The organism is Natrinema ejinorense (assembly GCF_002494345.1).
GTDB lineage: Archaea > Halobacteriota > Halobacteria > Halobacteriales > Natrialbaceae > Natrinema > Natrinema longum.
Map to the genome: position 1 here is coordinate 2,465,806 of NZ_NXNI01000001.1, position 14,827 is coordinate 2,480,632.

14 protein-coding genes are annotated in these 14,827 nt (G+C 63.7%); 8 read left to right on the plus strand and 6 right to left on the minus strand.

Translation table 11 applies throughout. From position 1 onward, the window contains the following. Nucleotides 1–19: 19 nt before the first annotated feature. Nucleotides 20–1,201 carry a M24 family metallopeptidase gene (locus CP557_RS12275; protein WP_097380174.1) on the minus strand — a complete coding sequence of 394 codons (1,182 nt, stop codon included), beginning with the start codon at nucleotides 1,199–1,201 and terminating at the stop codon, nucleotides 20–22. Between the two features lie 170 nt (nucleotides 1,202–1,371). Here CP557_RS12275 and CP557_RS12280 point away from each other — a divergent pair, with 170 nt between their 5' ends. Then, nucleotides 1,372–1,917 carry a CDP-2,3-bis-(O-geranylgeranyl)-sn-glycerol synthase gene (locus tag CP557_RS12280; protein ID WP_097380175.1) on the plus strand — a complete coding sequence of 182 codons (546 nt, stop codon included), beginning with the start codon at nucleotides 1,372–1,374 and terminating at the stop codon, nucleotides 1,915–1,917. A gap of 228 nt (nucleotides 1,918–2,145) precedes the next feature. Here the strand turns inward: CP557_RS12280 and CP557_RS12285 are convergent, their stop codons facing one another. Beyond that, nucleotides 2,146–3,105, minus strand: a complete 960-nt coding sequence (locus CP557_RS12285; RefSeq protein ID WP_211290202.1) for an alpha/beta hydrolase — start codon at nucleotides 3,103–3,105, stop codon at nucleotides 2,146–2,148. A gap of 163 nt (nucleotides 3,106–3,268) precedes the next feature. Between CP557_RS12285 and pyrE the strand changes: the two genes are divergently transcribed. The 5 genes from pyrE to glmS all read left to right on the plus strand — a co-directional run bounded on the left by pyrE (nucleotide 3,269) and on the right by glmS (nucleotide 8,214). Further along, complete coding sequence (pyrE, locus tag CP557_RS12290) at nucleotides 3,269–3,793, plus strand: orotate phosphoribosyltransferase (protein ID WP_097380177.1); 525 nt, start codon at nucleotides 3,269–3,271, stop codon at nucleotides 3,791–3,793. A 195-nt stretch (nucleotides 3,794–3,988) separates the two neighbouring features. After that, nucleotides 3,989–4,441 carry a DUF7344 domain-containing protein gene (locus tag CP557_RS12295; RefSeq protein ID WP_245852993.1) on the plus strand — a complete coding sequence of 151 codons (453 nt, stop codon included), beginning with the start codon at nucleotides 3,989–3,991 and terminating at the stop codon, nucleotides 4,439–4,441. 317 nt (nucleotides 4,442–4,758) lie between these two features. Continuing rightward, the gene (gene thrS / locus CP557_RS12300; RefSeq protein ID WP_097380178.1) at nucleotides 4,759–6,705 is read left to right on the plus strand and encodes a threonine--tRNA ligase; all 1,947 of its coding nucleotides are present in this window, start codon (nucleotides 4,759–4,761) and stop codon (nucleotides 6,703–6,705) included. Between the two features lie 158 nt (nucleotides 6,706–6,863). Then, complete coding sequence (locus CP557_RS12305) at nucleotides 6,864–7,574, plus strand: phosphoribosyltransferase family protein (protein ID WP_097380179.1); 711 nt, start codon at nucleotides 6,864–6,866, stop codon at nucleotides 7,572–7,574. A 193-nt stretch (nucleotides 7,575–7,767) separates the two neighbouring features. Next, a complete protein-coding gene (glmS, locus tag CP557_RS12310; RefSeq protein ID WP_097380180.1) occupies nucleotides 7,768–8,214 on the plus strand; it encodes a methylaspartate mutase subunit S in 447 nt (148 codons plus the stop codon). A 114-nt stretch (nucleotides 8,215–8,328) separates the two neighbouring features. Here the strand turns inward: glmS and CP557_RS12315 are convergent, their stop codons facing one another. The 3 genes from CP557_RS12315 to CP557_RS12325 form a co-directional block, all read right to left on the minus strand. Next, nucleotides 8,329–8,763, minus strand: a complete 435-nt coding sequence (locus tag CP557_RS12315; RefSeq protein ID WP_097380181.1) for a universal stress protein — start codon at nucleotides 8,761–8,763, stop codon at nucleotides 8,329–8,331. 59 nt (nucleotides 8,764–8,822) lie between these two features. Continuing rightward, nucleotides 8,823–10,958 carry a pyruvate dehydrogenase (acetyl-transferring) E1 component subunit alpha gene (pdhA, locus tag CP557_RS23400; protein WP_097380182.1) on the minus strand — a complete coding sequence of 712 codons (2,136 nt, stop codon included), beginning with the start codon at nucleotides 10,956–10,958 and terminating at the stop codon, nucleotides 8,823–8,825. 142 nt (nucleotides 10,959–11,100) lie between these two features. Beyond that, on the minus strand, nucleotides 11,101–11,691 hold the full coding sequence (locus CP557_RS12325) for a 50S ribosomal protein L15e (RefSeq protein WP_097380183.1): 591 nt from the start codon (nucleotides 11,689–11,691) through the stop codon (nucleotides 11,101–11,103). A 615-nt stretch (nucleotides 11,692–12,306) separates the two neighbouring features. Here CP557_RS12325 and CP557_RS12330 point away from each other — a divergent pair. Then, the gene (locus tag CP557_RS12330) at nucleotides 12,307–12,903 is read left to right on the plus strand and encodes a hypothetical protein (RefSeq protein WP_394340599.1); all 597 of its coding nucleotides are present in this window, start codon (nucleotides 12,307–12,309) and stop codon (nucleotides 12,901–12,903) included. Nucleotides 12,904–13,067: 164 nt separating this feature from the next. Here the strand turns inward: CP557_RS12330 and CP557_RS12335 are convergent, their stop codons facing one another. Further along, the gene (locus CP557_RS12335) at nucleotides 13,068–13,598 is read right to left on the minus strand and encodes a hypothetical protein (protein WP_097380185.1); all 531 of its coding nucleotides are present in this window, start codon (nucleotides 13,596–13,598) and stop codon (nucleotides 13,068–13,070) included. 462 nt (nucleotides 13,599–14,060) lie between these two features. On the opposite strand from CP557_RS12335, the gene CP557_RS12340 reads away from it, so the two are divergent. Next, the gene (locus tag CP557_RS12340; protein WP_097378791.1) at nucleotides 14,061–14,696 is read left to right on the plus strand and encodes an IS6 family transposase; all 636 of its coding nucleotides are present in this window, start codon (nucleotides 14,061–14,063) and stop codon (nucleotides 14,694–14,696) included. The last annotated feature ends 131 nt before the right edge of the window (nucleotides 14,697–14,827 follow it).

A 14,827-nucleotide genomic window follows, 5' to 3' on the forward strand; every position in this document is an offset into this window, starting at 1 on the left:
GTGGTCGAGACGGATCGCGTTACGTCGTGAACAGTTGTCGCGGGAAGTCGGCCAGCGTCTCCGCGCCGTCGCTGGTGACGTGGAACGTCTCGCTGATCTCCATGCCGATCTCGTCGGTCCAGATGCCGGGGATCATGTGGAAGGTCATGTCCTCCTCGAGCACCGTCTCGTCGCCGGGGCGGATGCTCGCGGTGTGTTCGCCCCAGTCCGGCGGGTAGCCAAGCCCCATCGAGTAGCCGATGCGGTCCTCCTTCTCGAGGCCGTACTGTGCGATCGTCTCGCGCCAGGCTTTCTCGACCGACTCGCAGGTGACGCCCGGTTCGGCGGCGTCGAGTGCGGCTTCCAGTCCCTCGACGACGATCTCGGCGGTCTCCTCGAGTTCTTCGGGCGGGTCGCCGACGAACGTCGTCCGGGCCAGCGGCGAGTGATACCGGTGGCGACAGCCCGAGAGTTCGATGATGACCGGATCCCCGTCTTCGAACTCGCGGTCGGTCCAGGTCAGGTGTGGCGTGCCGGTGTGATCGCCCGAGGGCATCAGCGGGACGATCGAGGGGTAGTCGCCGCCGTACTCGTCGGTGCCGGTGATCAACTGCTCGTAGATCGCCGCTGCGGCCTCGTACTCCGGGACGCCCGCCTCGATGACGTCGAGGCCCGCCTGCATCGCGTTCTCCGAAATGCGGGCGGCCTCGCGCATGTACTCGAGTTCCTGCTCCGATTTTTTGATCCGGACCCAGCCGACCAGCAGCGTCGCGTCCTCGAACTCGGCGTCGGGGAGGTTTTGCTGCAATCGAGTGTACGACTTCGCGGTGAAGTAGGCGGCGTCCATCTCGAGACCGATCCGACCGTCGTCGACCTCGAGTTCCTCGAGGACGCCCGCGACGTAGTCCATCGGGTGGAGGTCGTGTGGCGAGTGGACGTGGTCGTCGCTGTACGCGCGGATGCTCTCGTCGGCGAGATGAGTCGTCGCTCGCGCGCCGCCGCCGTCCATGTCGCGGCCGATCCAGACGGGCTCCTCGCGGTCGGGCGTGACCACGACGGCCTGATGGACGTAGAACGACCAGCCGTCGTACCCCGTCAGGTAGTTCATGTTCGCCGGATCGGCGACGACGATGGCGTCGAGGTCCTCCTCGCGCAGCCGCTCCTTCGTTCGAGCGACCCGCCGCTCGTACTCGGCTTCGTCGAAAATATGCTCTCGTGGCATGGTGACAGGGGCTCTACGAGGTGCATCGATCAGGAGTAATAAAAGTTTTTCGTGTATATAGAACACAGATACTGTTTACATTGTGAGCTGCCGGATCCCCGGCGATGCGGTCGGGAATCGCTCCCGCCGAACCACCGCCCGTTAAGACACGTCGGTTCCTCCCGGCCGATATGGCAGTACTCGAGACTATCGCGATCGCGTTCTGGGCGATGTTGCCCGCCTACGTTCCCAACAACGCCGCGGTACTGGCGGGTGGCGGCCGACCGATCGACGGGGGCCGGACGTGGGGTGAGAAGCGAGTACTCGGAAACGGCAAGACGTGGCGCGGGACGGCGATCGGAGTCACTGCGGGCCTCGCGCTGGCGGCCGCGTTGACCCTCCTCGCGGAAGACGTCAGTAGTCTGCTCGGCTTCACGGTTCCGGAATTCTCCCCGTCCGCGGCGCTCGGTCTCGCCGGCGGCGCGATGCTCGGCGACATCCTCGCCTCGTTTCTGAAACGTCGAAGCGGCCGCGAGCGCGGCGCGATGTTCCCCGGCCTCGACCAGTTGGACTTCGTCGTCGTCTCCCTGCCGCTGACCGCGCTGCTGGCGACCGACTGGTTCCGCGAGTGGTTCACGCTCGAGGTCATCCTCGTCGTCGTCGTCCTCACGCCGATCCTCCACGTGACGACGAACATGATCGCGTACAAACTCGGGCTGAAGAACGAGCCCTGGTAGGCGTCGCTCGGTTGTCGGCTGCGTTCGCTTCGAAACGGCGGCGGCTCGTTCTATCGTAGCCACTGCACGTCGATGCACACCTGACCGAACGACGGCGTCGCGGTCGGTGTGGAACTCGTTTCAGTGGCTACGATAGCGGCCATCCGCCATCAAGTCCGGCGTCGGTCCGTCCGCAGATTCCGCGACGTCGGACTCGATCGTCGTCGACGACTCGCCGCGGTGGCGAACTCACTCGAGGGCTGCGTGCAGATCCGAAACCGCCTGGGCGTGTGCCTCGTGGGCCCGATCCAGATCGACCGGCTCGGAAACCATGCCGAAGAAGCCGTGGATCACGTCATCGTAGTGGTGGTACTCGACGGGAACGCCGTCGTCCTCGAGCCGCTCGACGAGGTTCGCCCCGTCGTCCCGGAGCGGATCGAAGCCGGCCGTGAGGACCGTCGTCGGCGGCAGCTCCGAGAGGTCGTGTGCGAGCTGGGGCATCGCGTAGACGTTCCCTTGATCGATCACGCGCTCGAAGCGGTGATCCCGGAACCACTCCATCTCCTCTGCCGTGAGCAGGTAGCCCTCGCCGTTCTCCTCGTAGGCTGCCGTCTCGGTCGCATCGCCCGTACTGGGGTAGATCAACAACTGATAGGCGATCTCGGGACCGCCGTGATCCCGAACGAACAGGGACAGTCCCGCTGCCAGATTACCGCCGGCGCTATCGCCCGCCACGGCGATCCGTTCGGGGTCTGCGCCCAGTTCGTCGGCCGCGTCGGCGGCCCACTCGAGGGCGGCATAACAGTCCTCCAGCCCCTCGGGGAAGGGATGTTCGGGCGCGAGGCCGTAGTCGACGCTGACGACGGGATACCCCGACTCGGCGGCGAGCTTGCGGCAGGTGCCGTCGTGGGTGTCGATACTACCGATGACCCAGCCGCCGCCGTGGAAGTAGAGGAGTAGCGGCCGGTCCTCGCCGTCGGTTCCTGGATCGTAAATCCTGATCGGCAGGTCGCCGTGGGGACCGTCGATGGTCCGATCCGCGACGGACTCGAGGTCGATGGCGGGCTCGTCGGTGACCTGCATCTCGGCGAACATCCGGCGAGCCTCCTGTGCCGAAACCTCGTCGAACGAGGGCGTATCGAGGGAGTTGTATAGCTCGAGAAACGCCTGCACGTCCGGGTGTGGTTCGTCCGCCCTGGTTGGTGTCATCGTACGGAACAGTTGGGAGTGGAGGATAAAAAGATACCTCCAGCGGAACGCAGTCAGTGCGTCGCGCTCGAGCGATCGGCTCCGATCCTCGACGCCGATTCGAGCGCGACCGACCGGTCCGGTTCCACACCGCTTATTTCGGTGCGGGACGCTCTCTCGAGCAATGACGAATCAGGACCTCATCGACGCCCTTCGCGCGGCCGACGCCGTCCAATTCGGCGAGTTCGAACTCTCCCATGGCGGCACCAGCGAGTACTACGTCGACAAGTACCTCTTCGAGACCGATCCCGACTGCCTCGAGTCCATCGCCGAGGCCTTCGCCCAGCGACTCGACGCGGACGACAAACTCGGCGGCGTCGCACTCGGTGGCGTCCCTCTGGCCGCCGCGACGAGCGTCGCGGCCGGCGTCCCCTACGTCATCGCGCGCAAGCAGCGCAAGGAGTACGGTACCGGGAACCTGATCGAGGGGGAACTCGCCGACGGCGAGGAAGTCGTCGTCGTCGAGGACATCGTCACGACGGGGACGAGCCTCGTCGAGGCCGTCGAGGCCCTGCGGGACGCGGGCGCGACCGTCGACCGTGCACTGGTCGTCGTCGACCGCGAGGAAGGCGGCCGCGAGACCGTCGAGGATGCCGGCGTCGAACTAGAGTCGCTGGTGACGGCAAGCGAGTTGCTCGAGAGTCAGTAAGGCACGTCCTCGAGCGCGGTTGGCGAGCGGATGTGTGGGCACGTCCGCGGCCGACGGGTACGTCCGGACCGATCGCCCGACGGTGGGACTGCCCCCGCGATCGTTGTCACTCGGTTACTCAAAACAGCGGCGAATCGTGAAAACATCAGCTACTTATGGAATATGGGATCGTAGACGGGGACCGAGGGGCTGCCCATGATCGATAAGACCGATAGAATCGACGTCGACGGGACGATCGCTGGGGGGAGTACAGTCGAGACCGACGATGGAAGCGACGTCGACGATATATTCGACGCGTTGGCGAACGTTCACCGCCGCCGGTTGCTGTTCGAGTTGTTGCACTGTACTCGCCAGCACGTTTCGACAGTGACCGGCGTTTCCCGGGAACTCGCCCAGGCGGACGAGGAACTGCTCCGCACGCACCTGGCAGCGTCCAGACGCGTTTCGGAAGCGGACGAGGAACTCCTCGTGAAACGTCATATCCACCTGCCCAAACTGGCCGAGTACGGCTTCGTCGAGTGGAACCGAGACGACCACGTCGTCACGAGAGGGCCGCGATTCGGCGAGGTCAGGCCCGTTCTCGAGTTCCTGAACGGGCAGCGGGACGACCGGCATCTCGAGACGATCGAGATTCCCCTTCGACGATGAGAACGCGGGAACGGCATACTGTGGTCGGTCCGCTCCTCGTTGCTGCATTCGATCGCAGCGGGCGTCTCCGAAATCGATCGTCGGATTTCGTCGCCGGCCGTTCGCTCGAGGTCCGGTGACGCCGCCGCCGCTCGCCCCCCATCACAACGCTTTTATCCGACTCGAGAGTACGCGTAGCCACGATGGTAGGTGTCCGCTTTACAGGGGCGTTCCCCCGTTTCTAACTCCCACCTACCGCGTATTGTGTCGGCACGAGTCGGCCAGTGTGCGGAACGCGGATGCGGACACGCCACCGGATTTTCACCACATCCACAGCCATGTCAGAATCAGACTCACAGGAGCAGCTAACGGTCGTACTGCCCGACGGATCCGAACTCGAGGTCGACGCCGACGCCACGGTCGAGGACTGTGCCTACGAGATCGGGCCCGGTCTCGGTAGCGATACGGTCGCCGGCAAACTCGACGGCGACCTCGTCGCTAAAGAGGAGCCGGTCTACGACGGGGCCGAACTCGAGATCATCACCGACGGGAGCGAGGAGTATCTCGAGGTCATGCGCCACTCCGCGGCCCACTGTCTCGCCCAGGCCGTCGAGCGCCTATACGACGCCGAGGAAGTCAAACTCGCGATCGGTCCGCCGACCGACGAGGGCTTTTACTACGACTTCGACAACCTCGACGTCGACGAGGAAGACCTCGCCGAACTCGAGGACGAGATGGAGACGATCGTCGCCGAAGACTACGACATCGAGCGCGAGGTCGTCTCGATCGAGGAGGCACGGGAGCGACTAGCCGACGAGCCCTACAAACTCGAACTCCTCGAGGAGTTCGCCGAGACGGACGACACCGTCACCTTCTACACGCAAGGCGAGTGGGAGGACCTCTGTGCCGGCCCCCACGTCGAGTCGACGGGCGAAATCGGCGCGATCGATCTGCTCGAGATCGCCGGTGCCTACTGGCGCGGGGACGAGGAAAACACGATGCAGACGCGCATCTACGGCACCGCCTTCGAGGACGAGAGCGACCTCGAGGCCTACCTCGAGCGCAAGCGGGAAGCCGAGAAGCGCGACCACCGCCGGATCGGCAACGAAATGAACCTGTTCTCGATCCAGGACGTCACCGGCCCCGGTCTCCCGCTCTATCACCCGCCGGGGAAGACGATCCTCAAAGAGCTCGAGGGGTTCGTCGAGGGACTCAACCAGGACGCGGGCTACGACTACGTGGAGACGCCCCACGTCTTCAAGACGGATCTCTGGCACCGGTCGGGCCACTACGAGAACTACCAGGACAGCATGTTCGTCTTCGACGTCGGTGACGACGAGTTCGGTCTGAAGCCGATGAACTGTCCGGGCCACGCCGCGATCTTCCAGGATCAGTCCTGGAGCTACCGCGACCTGCCGATCCGGTACGCCGAGGACGGCAAGGTCTACCGCAAGGAACAACGCGGCGAGCTCTCGGGACTCTCGCGGGTGTGGGCGTTCACGATCGACGACGGCCACCTGTTCGTCCGCCCCGATCAGATCGAGCGGGAAGTCAGGCAGATCATCGACATGATCTTTACCGTCCTCGATACGTTCGATCTCGACTACGAGGTGTCGCTGGCGACGCGTCCCGAGAAGAGCGTCGGCAGCGACGAGATCTGGGAGCGAGCCGAGTCGATCCTCGAGTCGGTGCTCGACGAGTCGAAGATGGAGTACGAAGTCGAGGAGGGCGACGGCGCGTTCTACGGACCGAAGATCGACTTCGGGTTCGAGGACGCCATCGGTCGTCTCTGGGACGGCCCGACGGTCCAGCTCGACTTCAACATGCCCGAGCGCTTCGACCTGAGCTACGTCGGCGAGGACAACGAGGAGCACCGCCCGGTGATGATCCACCGCGGCATCTACGGCAGCTACGAGCGGTTCTTCATGGTGCTCATCGAGCACTACGAGGGCCGGTTCCCGCTGTGGCTCGCACCCGAACAGGTCCGCGTGCTGCCGATCTCCGACGACAACCTCGGCTACGCCCACCGCGTCGCAAACGAGTTCGACGACTTCCGCGTCGAGGTCGACGATCGCGACTCCACCCTCGAGCGCAAGATCCGCGCGGCCCACGACGACCGGGTCCCCTACCAGATCATCGTCGGGGACAACGAGGAGGAAGACGGTAACATCTCGGTCCGTGATCGCTTCGAGGACCAGGAGTACGACGTCGAGATCGACGCGTTCCGCGCTCACCTCGAGGACGAACGCGACGAAAAGCGGACGGAACCGGACTTCCTGCAGTAGCGCCCTCGAGACCCCGTCGCCGCGTTTTTCGGCTACCGTCGACGATCCGCCGACCCGTTCGAGCGAGGCGGTGGTCGCTCGGATGAACCACGTTCGTGCTGATTCGCTTGCCTGAATCCGATCGTAATACCCATAGTTGTGGGATCGTGCATATCTGTATGAACAGAGCGGAGAAGGCAGCCCTTCAGTTGCGGGCCGTCGACGTGTTGCGAATGTTGAAAGAGACGAGAACCTACGACGAACTTGCCGAGACGACCGGGCTTCCGGCGGGCGATCTCAATCGCTACGTCAACGGGCACGTCCTCCCCGGGACCGATCGGGCGCGCGAGGTCGTCGAGGAGCTCGGCCGGGAGGCGCTGGCGGCGGAACTCGACGCGCGAATCACCGTCGACGACGAGGGGTACGTCGACAACTCCGCGACCGTCTTCGACCAGCCGTTCCTCGATCTGGCCGCACCGGTCGTGGCAAACGGGTTCGACTTCGATCGCCCCGACGTCGTCCTCACCGCTGCGACCGACGGTATCACGCTCGCGGCCGCGCTCGCGAGCTACTACGGAGTCCGCTGTGCCTACGCGAAAAAGCGCAAGGAGACTGCCGTCGAGGATTTCATCGAGGCCCGCCAGCGTTTGCAGTCGGGGATCGAACTCACCTACTACCTTCCGGCCGCCGCGATCGAGTCGGGCGAGTCCGTCCTGGTCGTCGACGACCTCATCCGGTCGGGCGAGACCCAGGAACTGCTCCTCGACATCGCCCACAGCGCCGAGGCCGATGTCGCAGGTGTCTTCGCGCTCATCGCGGCCGGCGAGGACGGCATCCGGCGCGCCCGCGAACGCACCGACGCCCCGATCGGCTCGCTCACGAGCGTGTGACCGATCGACTCGCGTTTCGATCATCGACGGGACGATCGGACGGGATTCGGCTGCGAGGATGTACGGACGATTTCTCGAGCACGCAGTTCGCAAAGAAACGGCGAGTAATCACACGAGGGGAGGCGTGTGAACCATTAGCACATTATTAATCATTAGGTTTATGGTGGTGCCCCCAGTTTGTGGTGGTACGCACATGACGAAGACAGTCATCCTCGGCGTGATCGGGTCCGACGCTCACGTCGTCGGGATTACCATCCTGGAACAGGCCCTGGAGGCAGCCGGATTCGACGTCGTCAATCTGGGGGTCCAAAGCTCCCAAGAAGAGTTCGTTGAAGCCGCATCCGCCAACGACGCCGAGGCTGTACTCGTCTCCTCGCTCTATGGCCACGCCAAACAAGACTGCGAGGGCTTCCACCAGCGGATCGCGGACGCCGACCTCGACGTTACGACCTACATCGGCGGCAACCTCGCCGTCGGGCAGGACGACTTCGAGGAGACCCGCAAGTTCTTCCGCGAGATGGGATTCGATCGCGTCTTCGATTCGGAGACCGATCCCGAGGACGCCATCGAAGCCCTCACGGCTGATCTCGACATGCGCTCGACGGAGGGCGAACGGGAAGGCCGGACGGTGTCCGCATAACTGACGCTGGGTCCATGTCACACGCTGTCTTCTAACCCGACTGAGAGTGGTTGCTACTCTTGTTTTTCGACGTTAGCCGTGCGACCGGGACGACGCAACGTCCCAGCCCGCGGACTATCGAACGATCGTCACCGGGACCGGTGACCGGCGGGCGACCGTCTCCGCGACGCTGCCCAGGAGGATCCGACTCGCGCCCGTCCGGCCGTGACTGCCGACGACGATGTGGTCGACGTCGTGTTCGGCGGCGTAGTCGACGATCGAGCGCGAGACGCCGCCGAGGGCGTGCTCGGTTTCGATCTCGACGCCGTGGTCGGCGGCCTGCTCCCGTGCTCGCTCGAGGATCTCCTCGGCCCGGTCCTCGTGGTGGCCCTGTATCTCGTCGTAATTGGCCATCGCGGTCCCCTCGACGCCGCTGACCGCGTAGAAGTCGCCCGGATCGAGGACGTAGAGGGCGGTGATCGTCGCCTCCGGATACTCCGTGCAGGCGAACTCGAGCGCTTCAGTCGACTGATTCGAGTCATCGACCGCCACGAGAACGTGTCGTGCCATACGCCCCAGTATACCAGCCGACGGAATAAGTCCACCTCTGAATCCGACGCGGTGGGACGCTACGCGGCGAGCACCCGTTCGATCGTGGCACGGATTCGATCCGGACCGGGGCGGTAAGACTCCTCGCGGGCCGGCAGCGGAACCGGCACGTCGTAGCCCGTCACCCGCTCGATGGGTGCCTCGAGGTACCAGACGGCCTCGTCGGCGATCCGGGCCGCGATTTCGCCGGCGAACCCACCCGTTCGGGGAGCCTCGTGGACGACGACGCAGCGACCGGTCTTGCGGACCGATTCGAGGACGGTCTCGGTGTCCATCGGACTGATCGTCCGCAGGTCGATCACCTCGATGTCGGCCTCGAGATCGGCGACTGCGTCTTCGACCTCCCGGACCATCGCTCCCCACGCGACGACGGTGGCGTCGGTCCCCTGATCGACCAGCTGCGCCTCACCTAGCGGGACGACGGTTTCCTCGGGAACCGGCCGTCTGGCTGCCCGATACAGCACCATGGGTTCGAGGAACACGACCGGATCGGGGCTGCGGATCGCCGACCGTAACAGGCCGGCAGCGTCCCTGGCCGTCGAGGGAATCGCGACGTTGAGTCCCGGAATGTGGGCGTAGCCCGCCTCGTAGCTCTCCGAGTGGTGCTCGAGGGCCTTCACCCCGAGGCCGTAGGGAGCGCGGATCACCATCGGACACGTGATCGTCCCGCGCGACCGACTGCGGATCCGCGAGCAGTGCTGGTGGATCTGTGCGAACGCCTGGAAGCTAAAGCCGGCGAACTGGATCTCGGCTACCGGCCGATAGCCCGCCGCTGCGAGACCGACGCCGAGGCCGACGATGCCCGCCTCGGCCACCGGCGCGTCGTGGACCCGACCGGGGAAGCCCTCCAGGAGCCCCTGCGTCGCCCGGAAGACGCCGCCGTCGACGCCGACGTCCTGGCCGTAGACGAGCACGTCGTCGTCCCGCTCGAGTTCGGCGTGTAACGTCCCCCGGATCGCCTCGACCATGTTCAGTCGGTCGGCGCTCTCGAGATCCGCATCGGTGGCAGCGTCGGCACCGGCCCTCGTATCGGCCGTCGACGACCCGCCGTCACCGCGACGGTCCCCGCTTGCGGGAGCGACCGTCCGGCCCTCGTCCGCACGGAACGCCTCGCGCTGGCGCTCGAGATAGGGCGGTCGCTCCGCGTAGGCGGTGTCGAACATGTCCGCCGGATCGGCGTTCGCTTTCGTCTCCCGGGCCGCCTCGAGGGCATCCTCGAGGTCGGCCTCGATCTCGGCGTCGATCGATTCGACCGTCTCGTCGTCGAGGAGTCCGCGTTCCCGGAGGTACTGTTGGAATCGCAGGATCGGGTCCAGTGGTTCCCACGACGCTTCTTCCTCGGTCGTCCGATAGACGGAGGGATCGTCCGCCGTCGTGTGCATCTCCCGGCGGTAGGTCGTCGCCTCGATCAGCGTCGGGACGCCGCGACGGGCGCGCTCGCGGGCCCTCCTCGTGACCGCGTAGACGCCGAGCACGTCGTTCCCGTCTACCTGCACCGGCTCGATCCCCGCCGCGACGGCCTTCTGGGCGAGCGTCGCCGCGCGCGTCTGTTTCGACAGCGGCGTCGAAATTGCGTACTGATTGTTCTGGCAGAAGAAGATCGTTTGTGCCTCGTAGACCCCGGCCAGGTTCATCGCCTCGTACACCTCGCCCTCGCTCGTGGCACCGTCGCCGAAGTAGGTGAGCGCGACCGAATCGCTGTCGTTCATCGCCTCGGCCCAGCCGATCCCCGCGGCGTGTAGCGGCTGGGTCCCCACCGCGATCGACGGCGGCAGCATCGGGACGTCGTCGGGGGGCTCTCCCCCCTCCTCGAGGCCCATCGCGTACTCGATGATCTCCTGGGCGGAGCCGCCGCGGGCGAGCGCCGACGGATGCTCCCGGAACGCGGGCACCGTCCAATCGTCCTCGTCCAGCGCCGCGGTGCTCCCGACCTGAGCGGCCTCCTGACCCGTCGCGGGCGCAAACGTTCCCAGCTCACCCCGTCGCTGGAGCGCGATCACCCGCTGATCGAGCCGCCGCGAGCGCTTCATCGTCCGGTACCACTCGAGCAGGCGTTCGTCGTCGATATCGGGCTCGAGCGATTCGTCGACGCGGCCGTCCTGGTCGAGTATCTCGACGCGATCGATCGAGAACGTGGCGAGCTGAGAGCGTGGCATACGACCGGTACCACGGTCGCCCACTTAGTGCCCGCCTCGGCCATTGCGCGGCTCGCGTTCCGGGCCGCTGGCCAGGACGGAAAGCAGGCGCTCTCGAAACGAGTCCCAGAAAATCGGTGTGAAACCGGCTGCAGTGACTGCGTTACTTCGCGCGGCCTTGGCCGCCGGTGTTGGACGGGCGGACCTTCTCCGCACCTTTGCCGCGGTTGTTGAGCCCGCGGTTTGCCTTGCCGGCGTTGGTGAGCCCGCGGAACGCGCGGTTCTGGTGGGCGTCGTCGCAGATCCAGTTGAGGTCGTCGTCGTTCTCGATCGCGGGGTGGTTCGGATCCACGAGGATCGCTTCGAACCACTTCTGCGAGCCGTCTTCTCCGACCCAGTAGCTGTTGAGCACCCGCATGTTGGGGTACTTCCGGGAGACGCGTTCCTCACCGATGCGCTGGATGTTCTTGCGCCGCCCGATGCGGTTGACACCCTGGCGCTTCGAGCGCCGACCGGCTTTGTGTCGCTGTTTCCGGGCGGTCCCTTTCCGGACCGAGACCCGGGTCACGATGATGCCCTGTTTGGCCTTGTAGCCGAGTTCGCGTGCCTTGTCGAGACGCGTCGGGCGATCGATCCGCTCGATCGCACCCTGGTCGCGCCACTCCTGTTTGCGCTGCCACTGCAGCTCCCCGAGCTTGCCGTCGTCGGGGTCTTTCCATGCGTCCTTGATGTGGGAATAGAAGCTTTCTGCCATTGTATTCACCCGCGGGCGTTGCGTGGTTCAATCCCGACCGGGGCGCGTGCCCCGCGGATCACATCCCGACCTGTGGCACACTGCCGTGCAGGTGCCCGCTGATGCCCGCGAACCAGCGAGTCACCCAAACGTATCCAGCGGCCGTGTATAAGCGCTTCGAAGCGAGCGACGAGCCACCTCAGTCCGTACGGAAAACGGCATTGGAGCCGTCGACGGCGACCTGAAGGCGGCCATCCCTAAACGTCGACTCGTCGATCCGATCGAAGCCGGCACGGATGCCCTCAACCACCCACGAAAACGGGTCCGGCGTCGCGTGCCGCACGGACGAACACGTACGTGCTCGATACCGTCTGTGGAATACGCTTTGAGACGGCATCACCGAAGTAACGGAAGCGAGCAGAACTGAAACGAACGTACCTGTGATTTGCACCGCGATTGATTCCCCAACGCGACAATTATCCATAGGTGGTTTCAATAATACAGCAAGGTCTATTTTGTTCAGAAAACTCATGTCGCTGTGTCCCCAGATCGAAATGAACCCCCGGTAAACCCCCCGAAGGAACCGCTTTCGAACACGCCGTTGCGGCAGTCAAACACGTCATCGCAGCGATCGCCGTGTTGTACGCGTCGTTCAGGGATCCCGTCACATCCCGCTCCTCCCTCGAGCGCGTCTGGTATGGAGTAGTCGGCCGGCGACGACGGACGTCAGTCAAAGCGATCCTGTCCGCGCCGGTACTGGCAGTTGTGACCGGCCCACTGGTAGCCACCACGGTTGGGTATAGCCAGATCGAGCGGTGGGTTCTGGGCAATACCTACAGCCTTAGACAGTTGGTTCTAGGTCCGTTGAACGGGACGGGAGCGAACGCAATAGCGCTCGTCGGCATCGGTATGCTCGTGGCGTTCGCTGCTAAAAACTCCGGTTTGGTGCCAACGCTCATCCTGGTTATGGGACCGGTATTCGGGATCGTCCTCGCACGATACGGGACGTTCATCGAGCACTTCTCACCGAGCAAACTTCACCGATGGTTCGGTATCACGGATCTGCACGTCGCGACAGTCGGTCCAGTAGAGACTCTGGGAACGTCCCTCTTCCTTGCATTCGTGTGGGGAATCCCTCTCGGGATAATCGGCTTCGTACTCGGAACACTCGGCCGGAGAGTCAACGGCCTGCTTGGCCGCCGTGTCAATAGTACTGGAGTCTCAGGAACGTAACCACACAATGACGGCTCCGTTGAAATCGTTAGTGAGTTACAGATTCAGTCAGCCGTTCGAGTAGCCACAAACCCTCCCAACGTCTCGGTTACTCCGATTCGTCTTCGGTTCACGCGTTTCTCGAGTGGACATACGGTGTACCCGTGTGTTCGCTCAGCAGTTGATTACCGCACTGGGACGCGCTCCCGAACGCCACTCGGCGTAATCCCGTTGATCGTCGCGAAGACGGCACCCAGGACCAGCCCGTAGACGAGGTGGCCGAGGCCAAAGAGGAGCGCACTGAACAGCTCCGCTGCGGGCCCCGAAATCGGGAGGAAGGGAAGCGGCAACGCCACCACACCGGCCCGTTCCATCGCCAGGGGAAACACGACGCCGCCGGCGAAGAGCCCGAGGAGCGCACCGAAGACGAGCCCGAGGACGACGTAGTCGCTGAAATCGTCCACTAGCTGCTGAACTGCCCGCCTCGAGGCGATCGCGGCGAACAGGAGCCCGAAGGCGATGCTGATCATCAAATGGATCGTCCAGCCGACGCCGACCGCCGTGCCGGGATCGGTCGCGAGCCCGCCAAGCAGCTCGATCTGGTTCCCACCGAAGTGGAGGACCAGTCCCATGGCGATCCCGGCAACGACGCCGCCCGTCACGCCGCCGCCCCAGGTCCCGATCCCGTCCAGATCGTGTGTGTTATTATCTTCCATATGTGGGGCTATGGAAGCGAGTGTAATCAATTCGACCATCGACGGGGATCCCTGAAAGTCGGGTTTCCCGATAGTGTCGCCGCATCTGCCCTCCACTCGTGTCGTCGATTCTCGCGTTCGTGTAGCCTCGAGCCGTCCACTCCACCGCCCTCGAAGGAGTTATGATCGCTTGCGGACTGACGGTCGTACATTCCATATATCGATATATAATATATCACGGTGCCTACAACGATTCGAACGGGACCGCAGACGGGCGTCCACTCGAAGCCGCTGCCGCCGACGAGACGGTCGTCGCGGCCTCAAATCGGATTTCGCCACCGTGTTCTCCTGGTTTCGCGATTCGCATCCCAGACCGGCTGCCGCCGGTCCTGTCGAACCCCCGTACTGGATCGGTTCCTCCAAGACGGAGGGCGGTGTTCAGATAAGGATGAAGGATGAGGCGGTTCGTTTTCTGAGTGATCTATGCCCGAAAACGACCGCCTCAACGGTTGTTTAGACGAGATCAACTTAGAGTTTGTTGAACGAGAAGCGACACCGCGATTGCTGATGAAGCTCAGTATTCAACTGCACCTCGCTGGACTTTCGCTTTCGAATACTGTCTCTGTTCTTGAGGTATTCGGTGTCAAACGCGCTCGGTCTACTGTTCACAATTGGGTACACAAGGCCGATCTACAGCCCGAATCTGGCCGGTGTCCGGATCACGTTGCGGTTGACGAGACCGTGATCCGACTGAACGATGAGCAGTATTGGCTGTACGCCGCAATCGATCCAGAGACAAACGAATTGCTCCATACAAAGCTTGAACCGACAACAACGAAGGTTCTCGCTCATTCGTTTCTTACGGAACTATCCGAGAAACACAACGTCTCTGACGCCGTGTTTCTCGTTGATGGGTCGCACTCGTTACAAGATGCATGTCAGCGCCACGGCTTCGATTTCAGATACGAAAAGCATGGAAATCGAAATGCTGTTGAACGTGTCTTTAGAGAGATAAAACGACGAACACTCTGCTTCTCAAACTGCTTCAGCAACGCCGAAGCAGAAACTGCCGACGACTGGCTCAGATCGTTCAGCTTCGCATGGAATCAGCTTATCTGAACACTACCAGACGGAGAGACCGAACGTTTTTGCTCGACGAATAGAGTCAGTTGAAGAGAAATGAGGTCACTGGACGACCGCTCCCGTCGGCGGGTGCTCCGAACTGCCAGCACCACTCTCGCTGCTGGGAG